Origin of the sequence: Microcoleus sp. PH2017_12_PCY_D_A (assembly GCF_020738565.1) — a bacterium.
GTDB lineage: Bacteria > Cyanobacteriota > Cyanobacteriia > Cyanobacteriales > Microcoleaceae > Microcoleus.
This window is the reverse complement of sequence record NZ_JAEQCI010000047.1, coordinates 1-18,216: the sequence shown is the minus strand read 5'-3', so window position 1 is coordinate 18,216 and position 18,216 is coordinate 1. Positions and strand designations below refer to the sequence as shown.

The window sequence follows — 18,216 nt, the reverse complement described above, 5'->3', positions numbered from 1 at the left end:
GGTTTTATTGTCGGGAGAGAGATAGGTACGTAGTTGGGCCCCGGCCCTCTTTAGACATATATAGCCTTTCTCAAAAAGATGAGGTATGACTGACAGCTTGTATAACCTATAAACCTATAGGGCTCTCGAACCAACAACGCCTGCGAATCTTTCGCTCGATCCGCTATATATAAAGAGGGCTTCAGCCCAAATACGTACCTTTATTAAGTAGTTTCAGATTTTTTTACCTACAATTAATCCACCCTGCTAGCTCCCCCCGAAGAAGGGGGTAAAAGAGTACAAGGGTGAGGCCTGGATGTTGTGTCAGTAACAATATCTTCCGTCTAGAGCTTTGCGCTGTCTTTGGGAAATGCGCTTGTGTCCTAAAATAGTTGAGACTATGACGCACCGTTCGCTATTTTTTAAATCAGGATGGAAGAGTGTTAGTCTCCCTTTTGCTTGTAGGCTTGTTTGGCCGCACTCGTCGGTACCGTTATAAACGGCGCAACCTCGGAAGTTGAAGGTGGCTCGCCGGATTGTTTTATTGCCTGTGGCTTTGTTGTTTTCATTTACTTTAAGCAGTGTTGTTTCATGTGTATGTATTTTAATTTTGTGTTCGAGGTTTTTCCATTGATTGGCTGGTACTTGGGCTGGTGTAATCTCGGCTTTGTGGACTGCTACTTGTAGGTTTTCTCCGACTTGTTTGAAGCTGGTTTGCCATGCAATTTTGTCGCGTTTGGCGTTGCTGCGTGCAAGTTCCATTAATGAATAAGCCCGATCGACTGATACCTTCAAACGGTGGTTGTTGATGAACATGAGCCAAGAGGGGCTGGCGATCGCACAAAATATCCCGATGATTAAAATAAGTATCAATGTCTCAACCATTGTAAAACCACCGGCAGGTTTAGCGGCTCTGCCTTTGAGCGTTTTATTGATTAACATTTTGATGCACTCCTTGATATTTGGCTTGAAATGAAAAATGGCTGGGAGGAAGTATTTTTTGATGTGTCGATTTTAACTTTTGAGTTTGGTTAGTGTGTAGCTCGGTATTTACTGAAATTTTATACCTACTCACAAAAGCTGCGCGCCCGATATGGCAGTGATGTTTCCCTACAGACATCGCATTTAGTGTATAGTTTATAACTATAAAACAGTCATAATACGGCAGTACATCTGTTTTGCTGACATCGCTTGAAATGTATGTTTTGTGACAAGATGGCTGTCAGGACACGGCAGTGCAGCTTCCCTACAGAGATCCCCTGCGGGGATAAATCGCGCCATTGATTCGATCGCCCGCCGTGGATGAGAGTCGATCGCCCTTTGGGAGAAATTGCGGGTATTGATGCGATCGCCCGCTGTGGATGAGAGGGTGCGGGAGTGCTAATTTTGCGATCGTACCCAAGATCGAAAGGCTTTCATAGCGACGTTTCTGCCGGCTGTTTTGCTTTGTTCTATATACTGGGGGTTGAGTTCGGTTATTGGGAAGTTGGGAAATTGGAGACTGCGATCGCCCTTGATGTATTTTCCATCTTGCAATACGCTGATTTGGAGGCTGCGGCCGTTGTAGCGCCACAATTCGGGAACTCCCAATGCTTCGTAGTTGTTGAATTGAGTGCGGGAGGTGATGTCGATTTCGATGGCTAAATCTGGAGGGGGGTCTGTGGCTAAGTCGATGCGATTTTTGCCTCTGACTGCGGCTTCGTTTTGGATGTAGAAACAGTTGTCTGCTTCTAATCCTTGAGCCATGTTTGCATTTTTTAATGTGGTTGAACCCAGCGGTCAAAATTCTATATCTAGTTCTTCGAGGAGAATTTTTATTAAGTCGCTAATCAGGACTTTGTTAACTTCGTGTTCCATGCACGGAACCATGATTTATAATGTTCCGTTGCTGTATGAAAGTCTGGATGAGCGGTTTTCTCCGAGTTCTGCTAAGATGGTTTCAAACATCTGCCAGGTTATGTCTTTTAGTAGTAATTGATTTCCTGGTTGGACTTTTATTTGTTTTAGTTTTAGCTGCATAGTTTGAGTGTTTTAATGGGATTTGAAATACCAAATAATTTATGTTAATATTTTTTGGAGGTTCATAACTAATGGGGAATCGCTGTTAGAGATTAAAATTAAATACATTGAAAGCTATTATTGACAACCAGTTCCCTCATCAGTTCGCATTCCTCCTAGGAGAGTTTGAACAATTACGCACTGATTTGTACCACCGTTAACTGAAGAAATTGTGACAATAAAAGGTAGGGTTGGTTTACTGTTTGGATCGAAGGCACCATCAAATTTAAAGGTCAGCGATTTTTGAGTAGCAGTAAGAGGAGGAGTAAGAACAGGAGCAGGAGTATCTCCACCAATAACAGCAAGTTGAATCTGTCCGGGTTTAATTTCACCTCCACCATTTAATTGCTGCGTACTACCACCCGTAGCTATTGCCGGGTTAAACGTGACTTTTGACGGGTCAGAGGTGTCAAATATAACAGTCACATCTCGCTTAGTTCGCTTGGCTTCGCTTTGTGCAGTGCGCAAGGTTTGGAGGACGCGATCGTTCACAGTGCGGACTCTTTGTCGGTTGATGAATCCCAGCCAGCCCGGAGCTGCGATCGAAGCAAATATACCTAAAATAAGCACTATGATTAGCAATTCTATAATAGTGTACCCGACCTCGCCTTTGCTGGATGCAGTATTGTTGAAATTAGGGCGGGCTTTGGCGGCAGATTTCTGCAAAAGTTTTAATAATATTTGTGGCGTTTTCATTGTAGTCTCCTGTTTTTGATCGGCGGGGACGATTCGGAAATGTGTTTCAAGTATAAGTTACTGTCCTAACGCGCCGCGACCTTGTACTTGCACGGTTGCTGTTGGGAAAAAGGCCGGATTGTTGGGGTTATAAGGAGCATCTGCTTGAAGGCGGCGCAGGCTGTTTCCTCTGATAGTAACTCTGGCTATGTTTCTTGCTGAATCTACACAAGCGTAGAAGCTGTTAGTAGAGCGGTCTGTTATTAATAAATCTGCTTCAGTTAGTGGTGGTTTTGGTGCTGGTGGGTCTTTGACATCAAGAGTAGTTTTGCAGACGGGTAGAGGTGGAACGTTAACTGTACTGTGGTCGATGTAATTAACCAGAACTTCCTTATTTTTTGGAACCACTCCCGGAACAGTCACATTTTCTGTTGGCTTGTTGAGGTCGAACAGTTGGTTAAAAGCTGGATCTATTTCTTGACCATCTGTTGTCTCTGTATCCGGGTAGTAAGCCAAAGTAGACGGGTCTTTTATTCCATCCTTAATTTCATAGCGGACAATGCGGGTAGGACAAGGTTTTCCTGAAGGCTGACACCAAGTACGATCATCATCTTTAAACTGGTAGTAGGCAACTAATGAAAGTACGTAGGTATCGTTGCATTTACTCGGATCGCAGGTATTTGGCTTTGCAGCAGCAGGGTAAATAGGAAGAGAGTTTTTAATCTGTTGGCGCTTCCAAAATACGAGGATCGGAGTTCCGTTAGCAGGAGCAGGTAATTTTCCACTCGTAGGAGTAGTGCTATTATTAACAGCATTGATTCCTTTTTGATCATAGATATGGATAGCTTGACTCAAATCTTGGGCGATGAAATCAACGGCAGCCTGAACGTCTTGCTCGGTATTTGACTTGACTTGTTCCCTCCTGTCGGTATTCAGCATATCGACTACAAAGGCAAGCATCGGCGTAATGATTAAAAATGCCATAATCGCTCCGACCAATAGCTCTACTAGAGTCATGCCCTTTTCTGTTTGAGCTTGCCCAGAGCGGTTTGGCTGGTGCTGAGTTTTGAGAAGCAACCTGAGTAAACTTTTCATTTTTACTTCTTCCTTTGCCGAGTGGTTGGGAGAGATTTTATTCTAATCACACTCACGGTAATTATGGGCATACAGTAGTTCCGGTTTTGAGGCGATTGCAGATTGACTTATGTGAAGGAATTCCGGTAGCAGGAATCTCTGTAGACATTTCTACTACTGGGATTGTCTTGTCGCCCAAACCAGAACCCACAACAGATTGCTTCGCATCCTTGGGAGGCCTCAAAGTTACCCCAGCAAAGGAATCAGCCCTGTAAACCCGGACTAAGAGTTGGTAGCCTTTTGATGTGGGATCGCTTGTAGTTACATCTGTATTTTTCCAAGCGCCTTGCACGTAAAAGTCTTTACTGCTAGTAGCGCTACAACCTTCTCCATCCATGTCAACACAGTATAAAGTGGTGCCGTTTTTCGGAACTGGTGCATCTGCCAAATCGCCTGTTGGGCCAGGGGTTGGGAACCCTGGTATACTTCCACCAAATTTGATGGCCGCATCACCCGTCCTCGGGTTCGGTTTGAGAGCGTCAATGTAAGCTCTCGCCGCCTGCGTAGCTAGTTCCACCCGCCGCGCTTGGACGCGAGTTGCTACTGAGAAGGCCATCACGGGGGCGATCGCGATCATCAGCACTGAAACTACAATCATCGCTACCAATGACTCGATAATCGTGTAGCCGTCATCTCGCGACTGGGATAAATTTTGGTGTTGTTTTTGCTCGCTCATAAGTAGAACTCCAGTAATTACGTGGCAGAAAGTTAGATTCTTAAGAACAGCCGCCTGTCGGGAGATTAGAACCACTAAGAGCTCGCGTCCCTGGAGATGCAGCAAGTTCAGCACACATTAAAGTTTTTACCCACTCATCATCCCGAGCTACTTCCCGGAAATACTCGTTCGGAGTTGGTGTTGAGGGAGGAGTCGTGAACTTTTGGGTAAACAAGTCGGCCGGCTGAGATAGCAATCCCACATCAAAACCCCAATTCCGAGTAGGAGGGCTGAAGAACGGAGTGCGACCACCTTTCCCCGGAACGCTGGAGTTATCAGTTCTGTACAAAACTTCTGGAGCGCCGCCATTGTAAGTCACAGGGGCTGGGAGTGGCGCAGGTGGGTTCAGAGGAGTCAACGCAGTAGGTGGAGGTGCATCGAAAAGACTCCGCAACTTCAGCTCTAAATTTGTTTGCTGCGGTGCATTCGGATTGATAATCGGCTGATAGGGCGCGGTGCTGTAGGCACTCCGGTTGAACTGGATAAATGAACCCTGGATGTTTGCGGCAATTTCCGCTGTGCCGTCATACCAGTTTTCCACGAATCTGGGCAAGTTTTGCAAGCCGCCGTTAAAGTCGCCGAAGCCATTTCCCATCGCTCGTGAAGGAGTATCGTTCGAGCCTGCAACCATATTAAATGTTGTCTGTCTGGCTAGTGGCAGCCACGCGGTATTCTTCACGATATCCCCACCTGGTGGCAAGCTGGTCGATGAAGCAGCCGATGTTGGCGCCACTGTCACGGTTTGGATCTGCAATACCGGCATTAGTAGCGGCTGCGAGCCTTGAGCTAAGGTTCCTGGGGGTGGTGATAGTGGGTATACGGGTGCTGAGTCTCTGGCCAATTGCGGCAGTTCTGCACCGCCCCCGTCCTTCCGAGCCTGGTTAAACACATAGGGAAGATTATCTGAGCCGTAAGTCACTGCAGTAGCGGGATACGCAGCGGTTGTCGCAAACCACAGGGAATTAGCTTTTGGAATGCCAGCTCCGTCAATAACTGTTGTGCCACTAATCCCTAATGCTATAGGAGTATTTGGCGTAACCAGTGTTACATCAGGTGTACCGTTATTAGGATCGGTTCTCTTAAAAGCAACACGGCGAGGGAAGCGTTGCAGTTCTGGTGCCGGGGGAACAACAGTTGTCCCGGCTCCGGCTGTATATTCTGCCTGGGTAATGGTAATATCTGCCCTTTTAGGAGTTGATGGATTTACATACCAGTCCTTATCCTCACACGCTGAAACAGGGATTTTGTTACAAACCTCCATTAAATACTCTGGGAAAGTCCCGCGCCGCTGCACTGGAGTGACGAAATTGTTGAAGTAAGAACTGTTAACAGGATTATTGCTATTTTTGATGTAGTTGTTGTCTGTAAGCTGCGTGCCTCCTGTGTTGACTAAAGTGCGGTCCGTAGCTGCTGTGAATGCCCCGCTGGAAAGTCCGTTCGTGACAAAGTTGTTGCTGTAAAATCCTTGTTGTTTGCGAGGCATTACAGCAGCAGCACCGGCATTATTTCTCAGATCGAAATCTCCCTCGTTGCGGAATCCAAAACGGTAATTTGCTGAAAGCAGGTTGACTGAATCTGATAGTATGTTTGCGGCACGCCAAGTGTCGCCTGTTGTACACTTACCACCTAATCTCGGGTCGTTTGGGCGACAAGCAAAGTTCCCATTGAGGTTTTTGCGATCGTAAAACCTACTAAAATCGCTCCCTGTGCTCGTAAATAATTTTTCTTGAAATTCTTCACCAGTGTGACGGTTAAACTCCCCTTGGATGTAAACGGGCAAATTAGAGGCCAATGTTAGCCCCTTTTCCTTAACTACGCCTGCCACTGTAGTGGCGGTGGGAACTCTGCCTAGCTCTGAACCATTAACAAGTAAAATTCCGTTGGGCTTGCGAGTAGGATCTAGCAGGGAATCTGTGGGACTGAGTGTTGCACTTCTATCTTCATTTATGCCACCTGTAACAAGAGCGGGGCGAGCACTGCGATCGGGCAGCGCGTCGTCGCGACTGGCATAGATAATTCCGCTGTTTGGCAGTAAAAACTCGCCCGTTCCAAATGGAGTTTTTCGCAGTACATCTAGGTCTATCCGAGTGGCGCGAATTTCTAGGGGTTGCCGTTCTTCTAAAGGCAGATTGTAGTTCCCTGTTAAATTTGCAGCTTGGGCACCTGTGGTGGGGCTGCTCAGCGTAAAGGCTTCGTTAACGTTGGTGTTCCAGTCATCGCGGTCGATCGCCTTGACTTCTCTGCCGTTTAAAAATGCTACTTCTTTGATCGCCCCGTCGGGAATTGGTCCACCACGGCCGATCGTACCATCAAGAATGCCCAGAGCGCAAAGAGTAGAGTCAATGGCAGCTTTTCGTGCTAATTCTCGTCCCGGACTCGGAGTGGGATCGGCCTGAAGAGCATCTCTCAAAGGTTTATTGACAAAACGACCGTCAGGGAAAACTAAATTAGCTTGCCTGTCCAACTTCGGATTGCCACTACCGCTCAACAACCCAGTAGCAGGATCGACTGTTGCTATTCCGCCCGGTCTCGCTGGTGGGGGGCCGTAGGTGATACCGTTATTGGAGCCAATCTGAGTACCGCGAACCCCTAGCGTAGGATCGCCGCTGAAATCTGTTGGAAGTGTACTTAAATTTCTTGCCGTGGAAGAAGTGCTGGGGTCGTAATAGCTGCTGACGCAGGCCAGGGGTTTGTCATTAAAAGTTCCCGGCGCCCGGGCATCGTCAGCATAGTGGTAAACTACTGTCGCCCGCATTCGCAAATCGCCCTTAGCGTACAGGGGAGTATTAGGGTCGATAGAGCCTGATACTGCTACTACTGGCAGCCCCTCCGACGGTAGTCCTCCGGGAGGATAAGGAGGCGCTGGTGTGGCTGGCACAGTTCCGGGGAAGGGAACCCAGTTTGCCGGACTATAAGCGCCTGGAAGACGATTGTTGTAAACTTGAGACCCTGGTCCCAGTGGCGACATCGGCATCGAGTCCGGCCAGACGACGGGGAACGTTTCAGTCTCGGGAGTTGCCGGATCGTTGTAAGTAGCCGTGTCCCCTGTTACAGTGGAACCAGTTGCAGGATCTACCCAACTCGGGGGCGGTAGGAAAGAATTTGTGCGCTCGTAAACCCCTGCACCAGTAATTACGCGCAAGCCGCCATTGCCGTCCAAGGGATTTCTCGGGTTTCTCGCTGCTTCTCCTTCCCAGAAACCGCCGCGTTCTGTCGCTCCCACGTCAGCGAGCTTGGTCACTTGGGGCGATCGCTCGCGCGTAGTGCCGGGGTCGCTCGCATTCCACTTCGCGGGTACTGTTTCCGGCTTCTTAGTCAACTCGGTGCCGTCCCATCTGAGGGCTGGCAAGTTGTTGCCTACCACAATGCGATCGCCCAGAAAAGTTTCTTCCTCAGGTTTTGTTGCGGGGTTTGTTGCTTCTAGCTTATTAATATTTAGGGTGATTTTGGTGTTGGCATCACTGGGAATGCTCCATGCGTCTACTGGTCTTAGATTGTCTGGAGTGCCTTGAATGGGTGGGGTTCCGGGCGGCGTTTCCCAGGAAAGACCGTAGCCTGCTGTTGCGTTTTCTTTAAGCGGGACTTCTGCAAACGGAACCTTCCGGAGAAGCTGTTTAAAATATTCTCTCAGTGCTTGTTCGCGATTTTGGGTGTCCGGTCGCTGTGGCTTTTGAACTGACAACGGATCGTTAGTTTCGGGATTGGGACTGGCAGGGTTTCCTATCTGCGCTGCTACTAGCAAAGATAGGCGATCTGCATAGGCTTCGTTGTTGTATAGAACATCCAAGCTAGGCTTTGAAGATGATTCCTCTCCCGTCTTAATTTCTAATTTTTTACTCAGCATAAATCCGTTTCTGCCACTGGGAGGGAGGCTGGCTTTTTGGAAACGGTGTACGTCTACGATTTTTTTAGTCGTGTTGTTACCCGAAATACCATTTACTAAATTGCCTGCTACCACAACTTTGCTGTTTTCTTGGTCGTAGTAACAAGAATCTGGGCTGCTGACCTGATAAAGTTTTATACTGTTATCAGTCTGATTTCCTGATATCAGCAAATTACTGTTGGTAAATAACCGCCCGTTTAGATTCAACGGAGGCACCGGCGATATATCTAAATCGTCTTCATAAACAACTGCGTTGTTGGGGAGAGGAATGCGGCTTTGATCTTGTTGATATTCCAGGGCTGAAATGCTGGGAGTGCCTGTGAATACCTGATATTTACCAGGATCGATAGCAGCTTCTCTCGGTGTCATCGGTACGTTGACCGTATAAACAAAGAAACTTTTTTTAAGTTTGCCGTCTAGCCTGTACCAGCCTGAATCCCCGGCTAAAGTAGCGACTGTACCTCCCCCCTGCTTGCAAAGAGGATTGGTTGCCCCCACCGACATCGGCGGCGTTCTTGCTTCCAATGGCTTTCTGGGTCTTAGGAACTCGCCAAAAGTAGGGCCGAGATTCTTGTCTATTGAGGGGGTGCGGAAGAATATGCCGTAGAGAGTAAAAGTGTCAAATTTTCCGTCATTGTTCGTATCTACGGGATATCTCCAAGCAGTATTGATGGCTTCATTTTCCACACCTGTGCTCGGATCGACAGGCGGTTTTGTTGGATCGGCGGCGGGATCGATACTTCCACCGTTCAGATCCGCTCTAAGTACCAGCCGTTCCTCACCCCCAAAGGTATAGTCGTCAATGGTGGCAATCTTCAGGTACAAATCTGCATCGGAAGGAGTACCCCTCTGCTGGGTTGTCTCCATCAGAAACTGAATTTTTGCTTTTGCCCGATCGAGCGCGGGAGTTGCGGCCGCCAGCACCTGCTGGTTGACGCGCACGTTGCGAGCCATATTCCCCCGATCGAACGATCGCAGGACGATCGCCACCGTCAACAATATCACTACCAGCAACACCATCGTCACCGTCGGCAGCACAAACCCCGCCACCGGCAACTTTGCTCTGCGGCCCATAGCCATGAGGGCTTGCAGCATTGCTCTCATCAGCCGCTTGGCCCCGGATCTGGTAACACCAGCAATCCGCCGCAGCAGCGATACGATAACTTTGGATAATTTGCTCTTAAACATTGACGCCTTCCTGAATAATTTCAGAGATAGTATTGCAGGTAGTTACTGCTGGACAGTACGAGCTCATTCTCATAGTTCCCAATTTCCACAACATCCATATCAGCCCTTGCAAAATTTCACAAAATGTGTACTTTGGGTGAAAAATAAAACCGACAAACCCGCAACGGGACTCGCCGCTGATATATTTTCCCCGAAAGATTTGCCCTGCAAGGATTTGGGCTGGGGAACTCCACTCTAGTCTAGTTCAATGATATTGTCAGTGCCCAGAGTCAGAGTGAGTCCGATCGCCAAAAAAGAGCGATCGCGATCGCACCGCCCCAAACGCCCACTCACAGCAAAGCAGGTTAATTTACCTCTTCGTGTAATTCCGATCCCACCCTTAGATTCTTTTGAGGGTCAACAAGACTGAAGCTAAACAGCGGCGGGCTTTGTTCCTGTAAGTGCGATGTTCCGGCATCAGTCTTGTTAAAATAATATAGATAGTCGTAAATAATTTTTATTTCCATGGCTAATAGACTCCGCCCAATTTTTATTTCTTTCTTAATTTGTATTTTTTTCTTAACCCTCTATCATACCTTAGTTTTAGGTGGAGTTGTGTTACCCAGCGATGGAATTAATGGGCCGCAGAGCAATACGATAAAAGCTCAACGTTACATTTACCATCAAAAATCCGAGCGAGAAATAGTTTTGGTAGGAAGTTCAATAACTGCACGGCTCGATCCAGAGTACATCAGCCCTCAAGCCGTAAGTCTAGCTCTTCTAGGAATGTCTAGCCCAACTGGCTTACAAATCATTGAAAGAGAGAAGGTTAAACCCAAAATATTATTAGTAGAACTAAGCGAAACAATTCTCAAAGGTGAAAAATATAAAGCTAGCCAGGATTTTATAGGCAACCTATACCAACCATTATTTTATTTTATTCGTTTACAATTTCCAATGTTTAGACAAGAATACCAGCCATTGAGCAGTATAATTCAATCATCAATCAAAGCCGTTACAAATGAAAAAAAAGTTTCTTTTCGTTTTTTAGAAGAAGCAAATAGCACGCAAAAACAGATAGATCCAGGATTAATAGAAAAGCTAATTCGACAGCAAATACAAACAAAAAAAAATCCTATATCTGAAGGAGTAAAGAACGCAATCATTGAAGAGTCTGAGTACATCAAAACTAAAATTACCCAATTAAAGAATGCAGGAGTGCGAGTTATTCTTATGGATGTACCTAATGAACAACGAGTCAAGGACACAATCGTGGAAAAGCAACTGCGAGAATTATTGAGAGATATTTTTCCGGAAAATATCTATGAGTGGCTACCAGAACCGCCGTCAAGAGAGTGGAAAACTAATGATGGGATTCACTTAGTTACGTCGAGCGCCAAGGAGTATGCTAATTTTGTAAGAACTCAACTGTTTAAAACTGCTCAATAGACATTTCCCAAACATCAATTGCTCGATCGAGATTTCGGCTGGGACTAAATTGTACGCGATATCTGTAGGGAAACGGCAGTCCCGTGTCCTCCTCTAACCCCATCGTGCGATCGAATTTTGGTTGTTGTGCGATCGCCCGCAGGCACCGCCCCGCCTCCTCCAACCCCAAGGCGCGATCGAATGTCCGCGATCTCCAAAAGTACGCGCGGCAAGGCTATCCCGAAGAGCGATCGCCCGCCAACAGCGATCGCGCGAGCGATCGTACTCATCAAAGGCCGGCCGGATTCGGTATTTGGAGTTATACCACTTGCATATAAACTTAAACTAGAGTTGAAGTTTTCGCAGATTGCCGCTAAAATTAAATAACCAACAACCCACATCAATTATAACAGCCACTAATTTTAAATATGGACTTTAAAATCAAACATGAAGAGGACTTAAAAAAAGTTCCCACAATCGAAGAAGCCCTTAAAACATTTTCGGTCAGGTGGCCGAACATTAAAAGTAATTCCGATTCCAGTCCTGTATTTATATTTTCTGCTGGTTGGAGGTCAGGGTCAACTCTTTTGCAAAGGTTAGTGATGTCATCGGGTTCTATCATCGTATGGGGTGAACCCTACGGTCGCGCAGGATTAATCGACCATTTATCTAGCCCGCTCAAATCAATTACTGATACCTATCCTGCTGCTGAATGGTTCATTGATGAAGTTTTAAGCGATCGGGCTCCACTGTCTGACTTAGCTGGTGAATGGATTGCCAACCTTTATCCCGACATAAATTACTTACTTGAATCTCATATTGCCTGCTTGGTAAATCATTTTGAAAAACCCGCAAAGGCAAGGGGAATTGTGCGGTGGGGGCTAAAAGAAGTGAGGTTGACTATGGATCACGCTATTTACTTAAAATGGCTGTTTCCCAAGGCAAAATTCCTATTTTTGTATAGAAATCCTTATAATGCTTATGCTTCTTTTCAGGGATTTTACTGGTACAAAAAATGGCCGAACGAGCCTGTATACACACCAGAGCAGTTTGGAATGCACTGGACAAATTTACTTCAAGGATACATTGCAGACAGTCATAAAGTAAATGGAATGCTAATAAAATATGAAGAGTTATGCAATGAAAACTTTGATTTTACTGAATTAGAAAATTATTTAGAACTCAAGCTCAATAAAACCACTATCGAAAAAGTCATATACAGTACAAAGCGTCAGGCAGCGCCCGAAGAATTGAGATTATTAAATAGCGTGGTAAATCCTTTAGCTAGAGAGCTTGGTTATGAGCTGGTGGAGTGAAAAATCGCATAAAATTGTCACTGAAAACATAATTTCGATCCGCCCAATCAGAGATTAACTCAATTGTGCGATTGTAGGCCATATCGGTAAGGTACGTAGTTGCCCTTCAGCGCTCTTTACAGATTTTAGGAAAGAAGCGCTCCCGGTTACGTTTGTATCTCTCGCTTATAGCCGAGTCTAGATCCCCCCTAGCCCCCCTTAAGAAGGGGGGAACCGGAAACGCTCTTGTCCCCCCCTTCCTAAGGGGGGTTAGGGGGGATCGAGATGATTGTGGACTCAGACAGCAGACCGGTACTGCTCTTGTCCCCCCCTTAAGAAGGGGGGCGCCAGGGCGATCGAGCCTTAATCGTTAGACAGAAGATTGGCAATACGTTTGACGTGTTTGCTGACACCAATGGGCACGGCGCCGTGTCCTCCTCCAACCTATCCCCTACGGAATCCCCGCCCACAAATATCAAGCAGCAGCGGTAGCATTTGCTTGCAGAGGCTCAATTTCCTCCGGCGTAGCATGACGGCGCGGGTCATTAAAGCCCCAAGCAAATAACCAATCGGGGTCAGCGTGTCCGCAGCCGATGGAATATATCTGACTGTGCTTAAAATGTTTAAAAAACTCCTGACACTTTTCGTCAGTCATTAGCGACTCATCTAGCGGCAAATCATGAATCAGAGCATACAAATCAAATTCATCTCGCTCTGGATTCCATTGATAGCGCAATTGGGGACTGTAACCCATTTCGCTCAGCTTTGCCAAAGCCTCATCAGGGTTAGCGTAGCCGTCTAATCGAACGCGGTTGAGACAAACCACTACCTGAACGTGGCGGTACTTTGCGGGTGTTAATCGATATTCAGTCATGAGTTTTTCCCTCTTTTCTCATCACAAGTGTAATAGGCTCTCCCGGTTACATCCGAGTGTCTCGTTGCTTCGCGATTTTGTTTCTCGCAGCGTTTAAAAGCTTCTGCGTCACTCCGGGCATAAAAAGGTCTGTCCGGGTTTTCGGCTAGCTCAGCTTCTAAATCTTCCCAAGATTTCTCAGGGTTGTCTGAATCTCTCAACATTTGTTTCCTCAGTTTTGGCGGCCGTCTTGACGCGCTTGGGTTCAGACTCTGGCGAGGTTGCTTGTATCTCTAGCCATTGCTTCATCAGTAAACCAACGACTTCACTCATCGGTTTTTCTTGGGCCGTACAAGCTAGTTTGAATTGCAACTTTAGCTTTTTGTCTACGTAAACGCTCAGCTCAGCCATGTCAGGTGGAATTTTTTTAGCCATATCTCGATTGCGCGCATATCTGCATTCTCGCATCTGGCGATCGAGAACGACTCACTACGTATTGCGCGCAATCAAGATATACGTAATGCTAGCACGATCGGCTAAAAAAACGACAACCGCGCCGAGTTAATTGGACGATCGCGCGATCGCAACTCGGCTGTAAGCTATATTGATCGACAGTTCCGCGCCCAAATTGACACGCCCCGAAGCCCCAGATATCATCACCAATCAATGAAACAACCCTCCAAACCCCCCGATTTCATCATCATCGGCGTCCAAAAAGGCGGCACAACATCCCTGTACAACTACCTGATCCAACATCCCCAAATCGCCCCCGCCGCCCAAAAAGAAATCCATTATTTCGACCTCAACTTCGACAAAACGGCTGACTGGTATTATTCCCAATTTCCTCAAGCCCAAAGCGGCGAACACCTGCTAACTGGAGAAGCCAGCCCCTACTATATTTTTCATCCCCGAGTCGCCCAGCGCATCCGCGATTTATGTCCGAAAGTTAAAATAATCGCCTTACTCAGAAACCCTGTAGAGCGCGCAATTTCCCACTATCATTACTACATAAAAATTGGATACGAATCGCTGTCTCTCGAAAGTGCGATCGCCCACGAACCCGAAAGACTCAAAGGCGAAATCGAAAAAATCCTAGCCAGTCCAAATTACTACAGTTACGAACACCAGCATCACGCCTATGTAAGCCGCGGTATATACGCCTCGCAACTTCCAGCGTGGATGCAGCTATTCCCCAAATCACAACTTTTAATCCTCAAAAGCGAAGATTTGTATGCAAATCCTTGCGGCACCTACAACAGTGTATTAGAATTCCTAGGCTTGCCGCCGCACCAACTAGAAACCTACGAAAAATACAATTCCAACCAATATCCGCCCGTGAGCGAGACAGTATACGAGCAATTGAGGGCATATTATCGATCGCCCAATCAGAGATTAGCTCAATTGTGCGATCGAGACTTCGGCTGGGACTAATCATTTCGAGAATTGTAGGGGCGGGTTTTACCAACAAGAATCGTCAATAATCCACAATCTCGTAAACCCGCCCCCACGAACACGGTAAATCGACTTATACGGAAAGTTCATATAGGTTATTGGTGGGGAGGGGGCGGGTTTATTTAGATGGTTTGTATTTGTGAGATATTGTTGGTGAACCCGCCCCTACAAATTTATTCCTAAAAATAGCTTGACATTCCAGTTTTTATGTGCTAGCTTAACGAATAGTATTGCATTTAATCAATAAATCGCATCGCTTCACCTATGTTCGCAACCAACAGCTATTTTTATTTTTGGTACGGTCAAGTTCGCCCGGAGTGAATTTATAATTCACAGTGAACATCCGGGCGAACCGCAGCTTAACACCTGCGGTTTTGTTTTTTCTACTTCTTGTCCCAACCACCAATCAAGCACAAGCGAAAACAGCAATGACATTATTCAGTAACTGGTACTACGGCTTTTATTTTTGGCCCCGCAGGAGTTCTGGGTAAACTGTCGTGCTGTCTTTTCGCGCCAACCCGGAACTCCTTAAAGGTTCCGGGTTTTTTCTTGTCAACCAATCACTCGATTTTCCAGGAGAATTCCCTCATGTTAGATGCCAAACTCGCAACCAAATCTCATCCCGAACACCAAACTATTGTCAAACTATCCGAAACAGTCTCTGTCGGCGGCACAGAATTGTTAATCGTCGGCGGGCCCTGTACCGTCGAAAGTTCCGAACAAATGGAGACAGTCGCCAGCAAACTCTCAGTGGCACCGGTGCAGGCTTTGCGCGGGGGAGTCTACAAACCCCGCACTTCTCCCTATGCTTTCCAAGGGATGGGGATTGAGGGGCTGGAAATTTTAGCTGATGTCAGCCGGCGTTACGGTTTACCCGTGGTGACAGAGGTAATGTCGATCGCCCAAATCGAGCCGGTTGTCGCCTATGCTGATATGCTGCAAGTAGGCAGTCGCAATATGCAAAATTTTGAGTTGCTAAAGGCGATCGGTCAAGCCGGAAAACCAGTCTTACTAAAACGCGGTTTGTCAGCCACGATTGAAGAATTTGTGATGGCCGCCGAATACATTCTCAGCCACGGAAATCCTGATGTAGTTCTGTGCGAAAGAGGCATCCGCAGCTTCGACAATTACACGCGAAATGTTTTAGATTTGGGTGCGGTTGTGGCGCTGAAACAGTTAACTCATTTGCCAGTAATTGTAGACCCTTCTCACGCCGCCGGCAAGCGGGAATTAGTCGCACCTCTGGCAAAAGCAGCGGTTGCTTGCGGTGCTGACGGGTTGATTGTTGAGTGTCACCCGCAACCGGAAAAATCTGTTTCTGACGCGCGACAAGCTCTTTCTTTGCCGGATATGATTGATTTAGTTGCTAGTTTGCGGCCTGTGGCGGTGGCCGTCGGGCGGTTGGTACCGGAGGCTAATTTACCTTCAAAGGTATTAAGTGTTAGGTGATATTTGTAGGGAATTAGGCTTTGTCCAAAGCGTGTCAAATTAATACGCAACTTAGTACCAGTGTTCTCTGTAAATCCAAGAGTCCGACAGGGGTTGAAAACCCCTGTCTCAAAGCGAAAGTCCTCTCAAAGAGGACTAAAATGTATAATTTTTAACGTCAGACTCTACAGTCGGTTAAAACCGACTGTAGCTATGAGGCAGGGGTTTAAACCCCTGCCGGATTGTCGGAAAGCGCGCGGCTGACACGGTGAAAGGCAATGCCGAAGTCTCTACCCGCAGCTAAACTTTTACGAAATATTATGAGAGCCAACCGCAATTTGATTAAAATAAAAGCAGAATCAATCCTGTCATCTACAAGATATCGCTTAATTATGGCACTCAAACTTCATGTTCCCTCCATCGTCTGTTCCGGCTGCGGAGACACTATTACCGAAGCCATCAAAACTGTTGAACCCGAAGCTAAGATTGATGTGGATTTAGCAGCCAAAACTGTGACTGTGGAAGCTCAAGCCTCGGAAGAGTCTATTAAACAAGCTGTGGTTGCTTCCGGTCACACTGTTCTCGAAGCATAATATTAGGATAAGCCCTGGTTTGCGATCGGGGCTATTTTACAGATTATTGCTGACTTGAATCTTTGGTTGGGGAGGGCGAGTTTACACATATTCTGGATGTGCATCATAGATATCGGTGAACTCGCCCCTACAGAAATTACCAATGACTAATGACTAATGACTAATGACTAATGACTAATGACAACTGACTAATTAAGATTATTCGTCCAAGTGTTCGGCGACTGCTTGGTAAAGTTCTAAAACGTGTCGATCGAGTAAACTATAAAAAACTTGTCTGCCAACTTTGCGGTAACTTACCAAACGTATCGCCCGCAACGCCCGCAACTGGTGCGATACCGCCGATTCGCTCATACTCAAAGCGGCGGCCAAATCGCACACGCACAATTCTTGTTTTGCCAAAACAGATAGCAGCCGCAGTCGGTTCGCATCTCCCAAAAGACTGAAAAACTCTGCCATCCGCTGGGCTTTTGCGGTGTTGAGCATCTGTGTTTGGATGTCCCCGGCCCGCTCTGGGTTAACTGCGTGCGATCGCCCGCAAGTTGGTGTATCGTTTTGTTGGTCAGGCTGACTTATCGCTTTGTTAACAGCAGACTTCGGTGACATCTTTTCCCGGCTGATTTTAATTCTCATTTTCATATTAGCGCGATCGACCAACCTTTTGTTACAAAACTTTTACATTCCCTTGACATACATCTGAATACATGCTCATATATTAGTATACCAAAACAAACCAAGAGAATGTAAAATGACCACTGTCACCCAAATGAAATGCGCCTGTCCTTCTTGCCTGTGCGTTGTCAGCCTCAGTGAAGCCATCGAAAAAAGTGGCAAAAACTACTGTTCCACTGCTTGCGCTGACGGCCACCCCAACGGGTGCGGCTGCGGCCACACCGCCTGCGAGTGCAGCAAATAAATATTTCGGTTCAGAACAGGTTAAGAAACAACCGTAAAGTCTATCTAAAGGGAGATGCAACCAGGGCATCTCCCAATTTTTGTGCTTTTAGGTTAAATCAAGGTTAAAATACGGGTAATTAAAGGTTAAAATTGCCTTAATAGACGAAGTAGACAGCAAAAAAGCACAATTGTTAGCAGCGGAATACAATAAAAGTAAGTTAGCGCGGCGATACTAAGTGCCAAGACTGCTATTAATAGCAGAGACAGAACCACAAGTTGAATTAGGAGGGGGCAATGAAAGAGCGGGAAGATTTTTTACATCCTCGCAGTCGCTACTACGGTGATTTTACGCCTGAAAACTTGGCTTTTAATGCCAATTTGCAGGAATTTGCTCAGAAAATAACTTATATTTGCTCGCTAGAAACTGGGGGTAAAATTAGCGCCGAGAAAGCCTATAAAGATATTAAGGCGCTTTGGAAAGACTTAAAATCGTCTAAGAAGCAATTGGGAATTGGGCAAAAACCACCCAGTACCGATGACGGAAATTCGCCTTATTGAGAAAGTGTAATAAGGTTTGTAGTGAGGAATTTATTCCTCTGCCTTATTGAGAAAGTGTAATCAGGTTTGTAGTGAGGAATTTATTCCTCTGCCTTATTGAGAAA

At 46.4% G+C, this 18,216-nt stretch carries 16 protein-coding genes and 1 pseudogene; 7 read left to right on the top strand and 10 right to left on the bottom strand.

Going from position 1 to position 18,216, the window contains the following annotated elements; translation table 11 throughout:
- Positions 1 to 303: 303 nt before the first annotated feature.
- The 6 genes and pseudogenes from JGK39_RS15130 to hpsA all read right to left on the bottom strand — a co-directional run bounded on the left by JGK39_RS15130 (position 304) and on the right by hpsA (position 9,632).
- The gene (locus JGK39_RS15130; RefSeq protein WP_293253302.1) at positions 304 to 921 is read right to left on the bottom strand and encodes a transcriptional regulator; all 618 of its coding nucleotides are present in this window, start codon (positions 919 to 921) and stop codon (positions 304 to 306) included.
- A gap of 438 nt (positions 922 to 1,359) precedes the next feature.
- Positions 1,360 to 1,998 (bottom strand): annotated as a pseudogene (locus JGK39_RS15125) (Uma2 family endonuclease).
- A 117-nt stretch (positions 1,999 to 2,115) separates the two neighbouring features.
- Positions 2,116 to 2,733, bottom strand: coding sequence for a GspH/FimT family pseudopilin (locus tag JGK39_RS15120; RefSeq protein ID WP_293296720.1), 618 nt, complete (start codon positions 2,731 to 2,733; stop codon positions 2,116 to 2,118).
- A 57-nt stretch (positions 2,734 to 2,790) separates the two neighbouring features.
- On the bottom strand, positions 2,791 to 3,807 hold the full coding sequence (hpsC, locus tag JGK39_RS15115; RefSeq protein ID WP_293296718.1) for a hormogonium polysaccharide secretion pseudopilin HpsC: 1,017 nt from the start codon (positions 3,805 to 3,807) through the stop codon (positions 2,791 to 2,793).
- A 61-nt stretch (positions 3,808 to 3,868) separates the two neighbouring features.
- A complete protein-coding gene (gene hpsB / locus JGK39_RS15110; RefSeq protein ID WP_293296716.1) occupies positions 3,869 to 4,522 on the bottom strand; it encodes a hormogonium polysaccharide secretion pseudopilin HpsB in 654 nt (217 codons plus the stop codon).
- A gap of 40 nt (positions 4,523 to 4,562) precedes the next feature.
- A complete protein-coding gene (gene hpsA, locus JGK39_RS15105) occupies positions 4,563 to 9,632 on the bottom strand; it encodes a hormogonium polysaccharide biosynthesis protein HpsA (RefSeq protein ID WP_293296714.1) in 5,070 nt (1,689 codons plus the stop codon).
- Positions 9,633 to 10,136: 504 nt separating this feature from the next.
- Between hpsA and JGK39_RS15100 the strand changes: the two genes are divergently transcribed.
- The gene (locus JGK39_RS15100) at positions 10,137 to 11,060 is read left to right on the top strand and encodes a hypothetical protein (protein WP_293296712.1); all 924 of its coding nucleotides are present in this window, start codon (positions 10,137 to 10,139) and stop codon (positions 11,058 to 11,060) included.
- A gap of 44 nt (positions 11,061 to 11,104) precedes the next feature.
- Here JGK39_RS15100 and JGK39_RS15095 read toward each other — a convergent pair whose 3' ends face one another.
- The gene (locus tag JGK39_RS15095) at positions 11,105 to 11,440 is read right to left on the bottom strand and encodes a hypothetical protein (RefSeq protein WP_293296710.1); all 336 of its coding nucleotides are present in this window, start codon (positions 11,438 to 11,440) and stop codon (positions 11,105 to 11,107) included.
- A gap of 27 nt (positions 11,441 to 11,467) precedes the next feature.
- On the opposite strand from JGK39_RS15095, the gene JGK39_RS15090 reads away from it, so the two are divergent.
- A complete protein-coding gene (locus JGK39_RS15090; protein ID WP_293296708.1) occupies positions 11,468 to 12,355 on the top strand; it encodes a sulfotransferase in 888 nt (295 codons plus the stop codon).
- 454 nt (positions 12,356 to 12,809) lie between these two features.
- Here the strand turns inward: JGK39_RS15090 and JGK39_RS15085 are convergent, their stop codons facing one another.
- Positions 12,810 to 13,208, bottom strand: coding sequence for a hypothetical protein (locus tag JGK39_RS15085; protein WP_293253282.1), 399 nt, complete (start codon positions 13,206 to 13,208; stop codon positions 12,810 to 12,812).
- A gap of 177 nt (positions 13,209 to 13,385) precedes the next feature.
- Positions 13,386 to 13,598: a hypothetical protein gene (locus JGK39_RS15080; protein WP_293296706.1), complete on the bottom strand. Its 213-nt coding sequence runs from the start codon at positions 13,596 to 13,598 to the stop codon at positions 13,386 to 13,388.
- 255 nt (positions 13,599 to 13,853) lie between these two features.
- Here JGK39_RS15080 and JGK39_RS15075 point away from each other — a divergent pair, with 255 nt between their 5' ends.
- The 3 genes from JGK39_RS15075 to JGK39_RS33600 all read left to right on the top strand — a co-directional run bounded on the left by JGK39_RS15075 (position 13,854) and on the right by JGK39_RS33600 (position 16,660).
- On the top strand, positions 13,854 to 14,618 hold the full coding sequence (locus JGK39_RS15075) for a sulfotransferase domain-containing protein (protein WP_293296704.1): 765 nt from the start codon (positions 13,854 to 13,856) through the stop codon (positions 14,616 to 14,618).
- A 609-nt stretch (positions 14,619 to 15,227) separates the two neighbouring features.
- A complete protein-coding gene (gene aroF, locus JGK39_RS15070) occupies positions 15,228 to 16,088 on the top strand; it encodes a 3-deoxy-7-phosphoheptulonate synthase (RefSeq protein ID WP_293253273.1) in 861 nt (286 codons plus the stop codon).
- A gap of 257 nt (positions 16,089 to 16,345) precedes the next feature.
- A complete protein-coding gene (locus JGK39_RS33600; protein ID WP_366048892.1) occupies positions 16,346 to 16,660 on the top strand; it encodes a heavy-metal-associated domain-containing protein in 315 nt (104 codons plus the stop codon).
- A gap of 198 nt (positions 16,661 to 16,858) precedes the next feature.
- On the opposite strand, the gene JGK39_RS15060 is transcribed toward JGK39_RS33600, so the two are convergent.
- Entirely contained in the window at positions 16,859 to 17,263 is a 405-nt protein-coding gene (locus tag JGK39_RS15060; RefSeq protein ID WP_293253465.1) for a metalloregulator ArsR/SmtB family transcription factor, read from the bottom strand.
- 142 nt (positions 17,264 to 17,405) lie between these two features.
- Here JGK39_RS15060 and JGK39_RS15055 point away from each other — a divergent pair, with 142 nt between their 5' ends.
- Both JGK39_RS15055 and JGK39_RS15050 read left to right on the top strand, forming a co-directional pair.
- On the top strand, positions 17,406 to 17,573 hold the full coding sequence (locus tag JGK39_RS15055; protein ID WP_293253271.1) for a metallothionein: 168 nt from the start codon (positions 17,406 to 17,408) through the stop codon (positions 17,571 to 17,573).
- 275 nt (positions 17,574 to 17,848) lie between these two features.
- Positions 17,849 to 18,112, top strand: a complete 264-nt coding sequence (locus JGK39_RS15050) for a hypothetical protein (protein ID WP_293128251.1) — start codon at positions 17,849 to 17,851, stop codon at positions 18,110 to 18,112.
- Positions 18,113 to 18,216: the final 104 nt, after the last annotated feature.

Excerpts from the sequence above, each read along its gene's own strand:
- hpsB (WP_293296716.1), bottom strand. The coding sequence starts at position 4,522 with ATGAGCGAGCAAAAACAACACCAAAATTTATCCCAGTCGCGAGATGAC.
- JGK39_RS15130 (WP_293253302.1), bottom strand. The coding sequence starts at position 921 with ATGTTAATCAATAAAACGCTCAAAGGCAGAGCCGCTAAACCTGCCGGT.
- JGK39_RS15075 (WP_293296704.1), top strand. The coding sequence starts at position 13,854 with ATGAAACAACCCTCCAAACCCCCCGATTTCATCATCATCGGCGTCCAA.
- hpsA (WP_293296714.1), bottom strand. The coding sequence starts at position 9,632 with ATGTTTAAGAGCAAATTATCCAAAGTTATCGTATCGCTGCTGCGGCGG.
- JGK39_RS15050 (WP_293128251.1), top strand. The coding sequence starts at position 17,849 with ATGAAAGAGCGGGAAGATTTTTTACATCCTCGCAGTCGCTACTACGGT.
- JGK39_RS15055 (WP_293253271.1), top strand. The coding sequence starts at position 17,406 with ATGACCACTGTCACCCAAATGAAATGCGCCTGTCCTTCTTGCCTGTGC.
- JGK39_RS15060 (WP_293253465.1), bottom strand. The coding sequence starts at position 17,263 with ATGTCACCGAAGTCTGCTGTTAACAAAGCGATAAGTCAGCCTGACCAA.
- JGK39_RS15120 (WP_293296720.1), bottom strand. The coding sequence starts at position 2,733 with ATGAAAACGCCACAAATATTATTAAAACTTTTGCAGAAATCTGCCGCC.
- hpsC (WP_293296718.1), bottom strand. The coding sequence starts at position 3,807 with ATGAAAAGTTTACTCAGGTTGCTTCTCAAAACTCAGCACCAGCCAAAC.
- JGK39_RS15100 (WP_293296712.1), top strand. The coding sequence starts at position 10,137 with ATGGCTAATAGACTCCGCCCAATTTTTATTTCTTTCTTAATTTGTATT.
- JGK39_RS15095 (WP_293296710.1), bottom strand. The coding sequence starts at position 11,440 with ATGTGGGTTGTTGGTTATTTAATTTTAGCGGCAATCTGCGAAAACTTC.
- JGK39_RS33600 (WP_366048892.1), top strand. The coding sequence starts at position 16,346 with ATGCCGAAGTCTCTACCCGCAGCTAAACTTTTACGAAATATTATGAGA.
- aroF (WP_293253273.1), top strand. The coding sequence starts at position 15,228 with ATGTTAGATGCCAAACTCGCAACCAAATCTCATCCCGAACACCAAACT.
- JGK39_RS15085 (WP_293253282.1), bottom strand. The coding sequence starts at position 13,208 with ATGACTGAATATCGATTAACACCCGCAAAGTACCGCCACGTTCAGGTA.
- JGK39_RS15080 (WP_293296706.1), bottom strand. The coding sequence starts at position 13,598 with ATGGCTGAGCTGAGCGTTTACGTAGACAAAAAGCTAAAGTTGCAATTC.
- JGK39_RS15090 (WP_293296708.1), top strand. The coding sequence starts at position 11,468 with ATGGACTTTAAAATCAAACATGAAGAGGACTTAAAAAAAGTTCCCACA.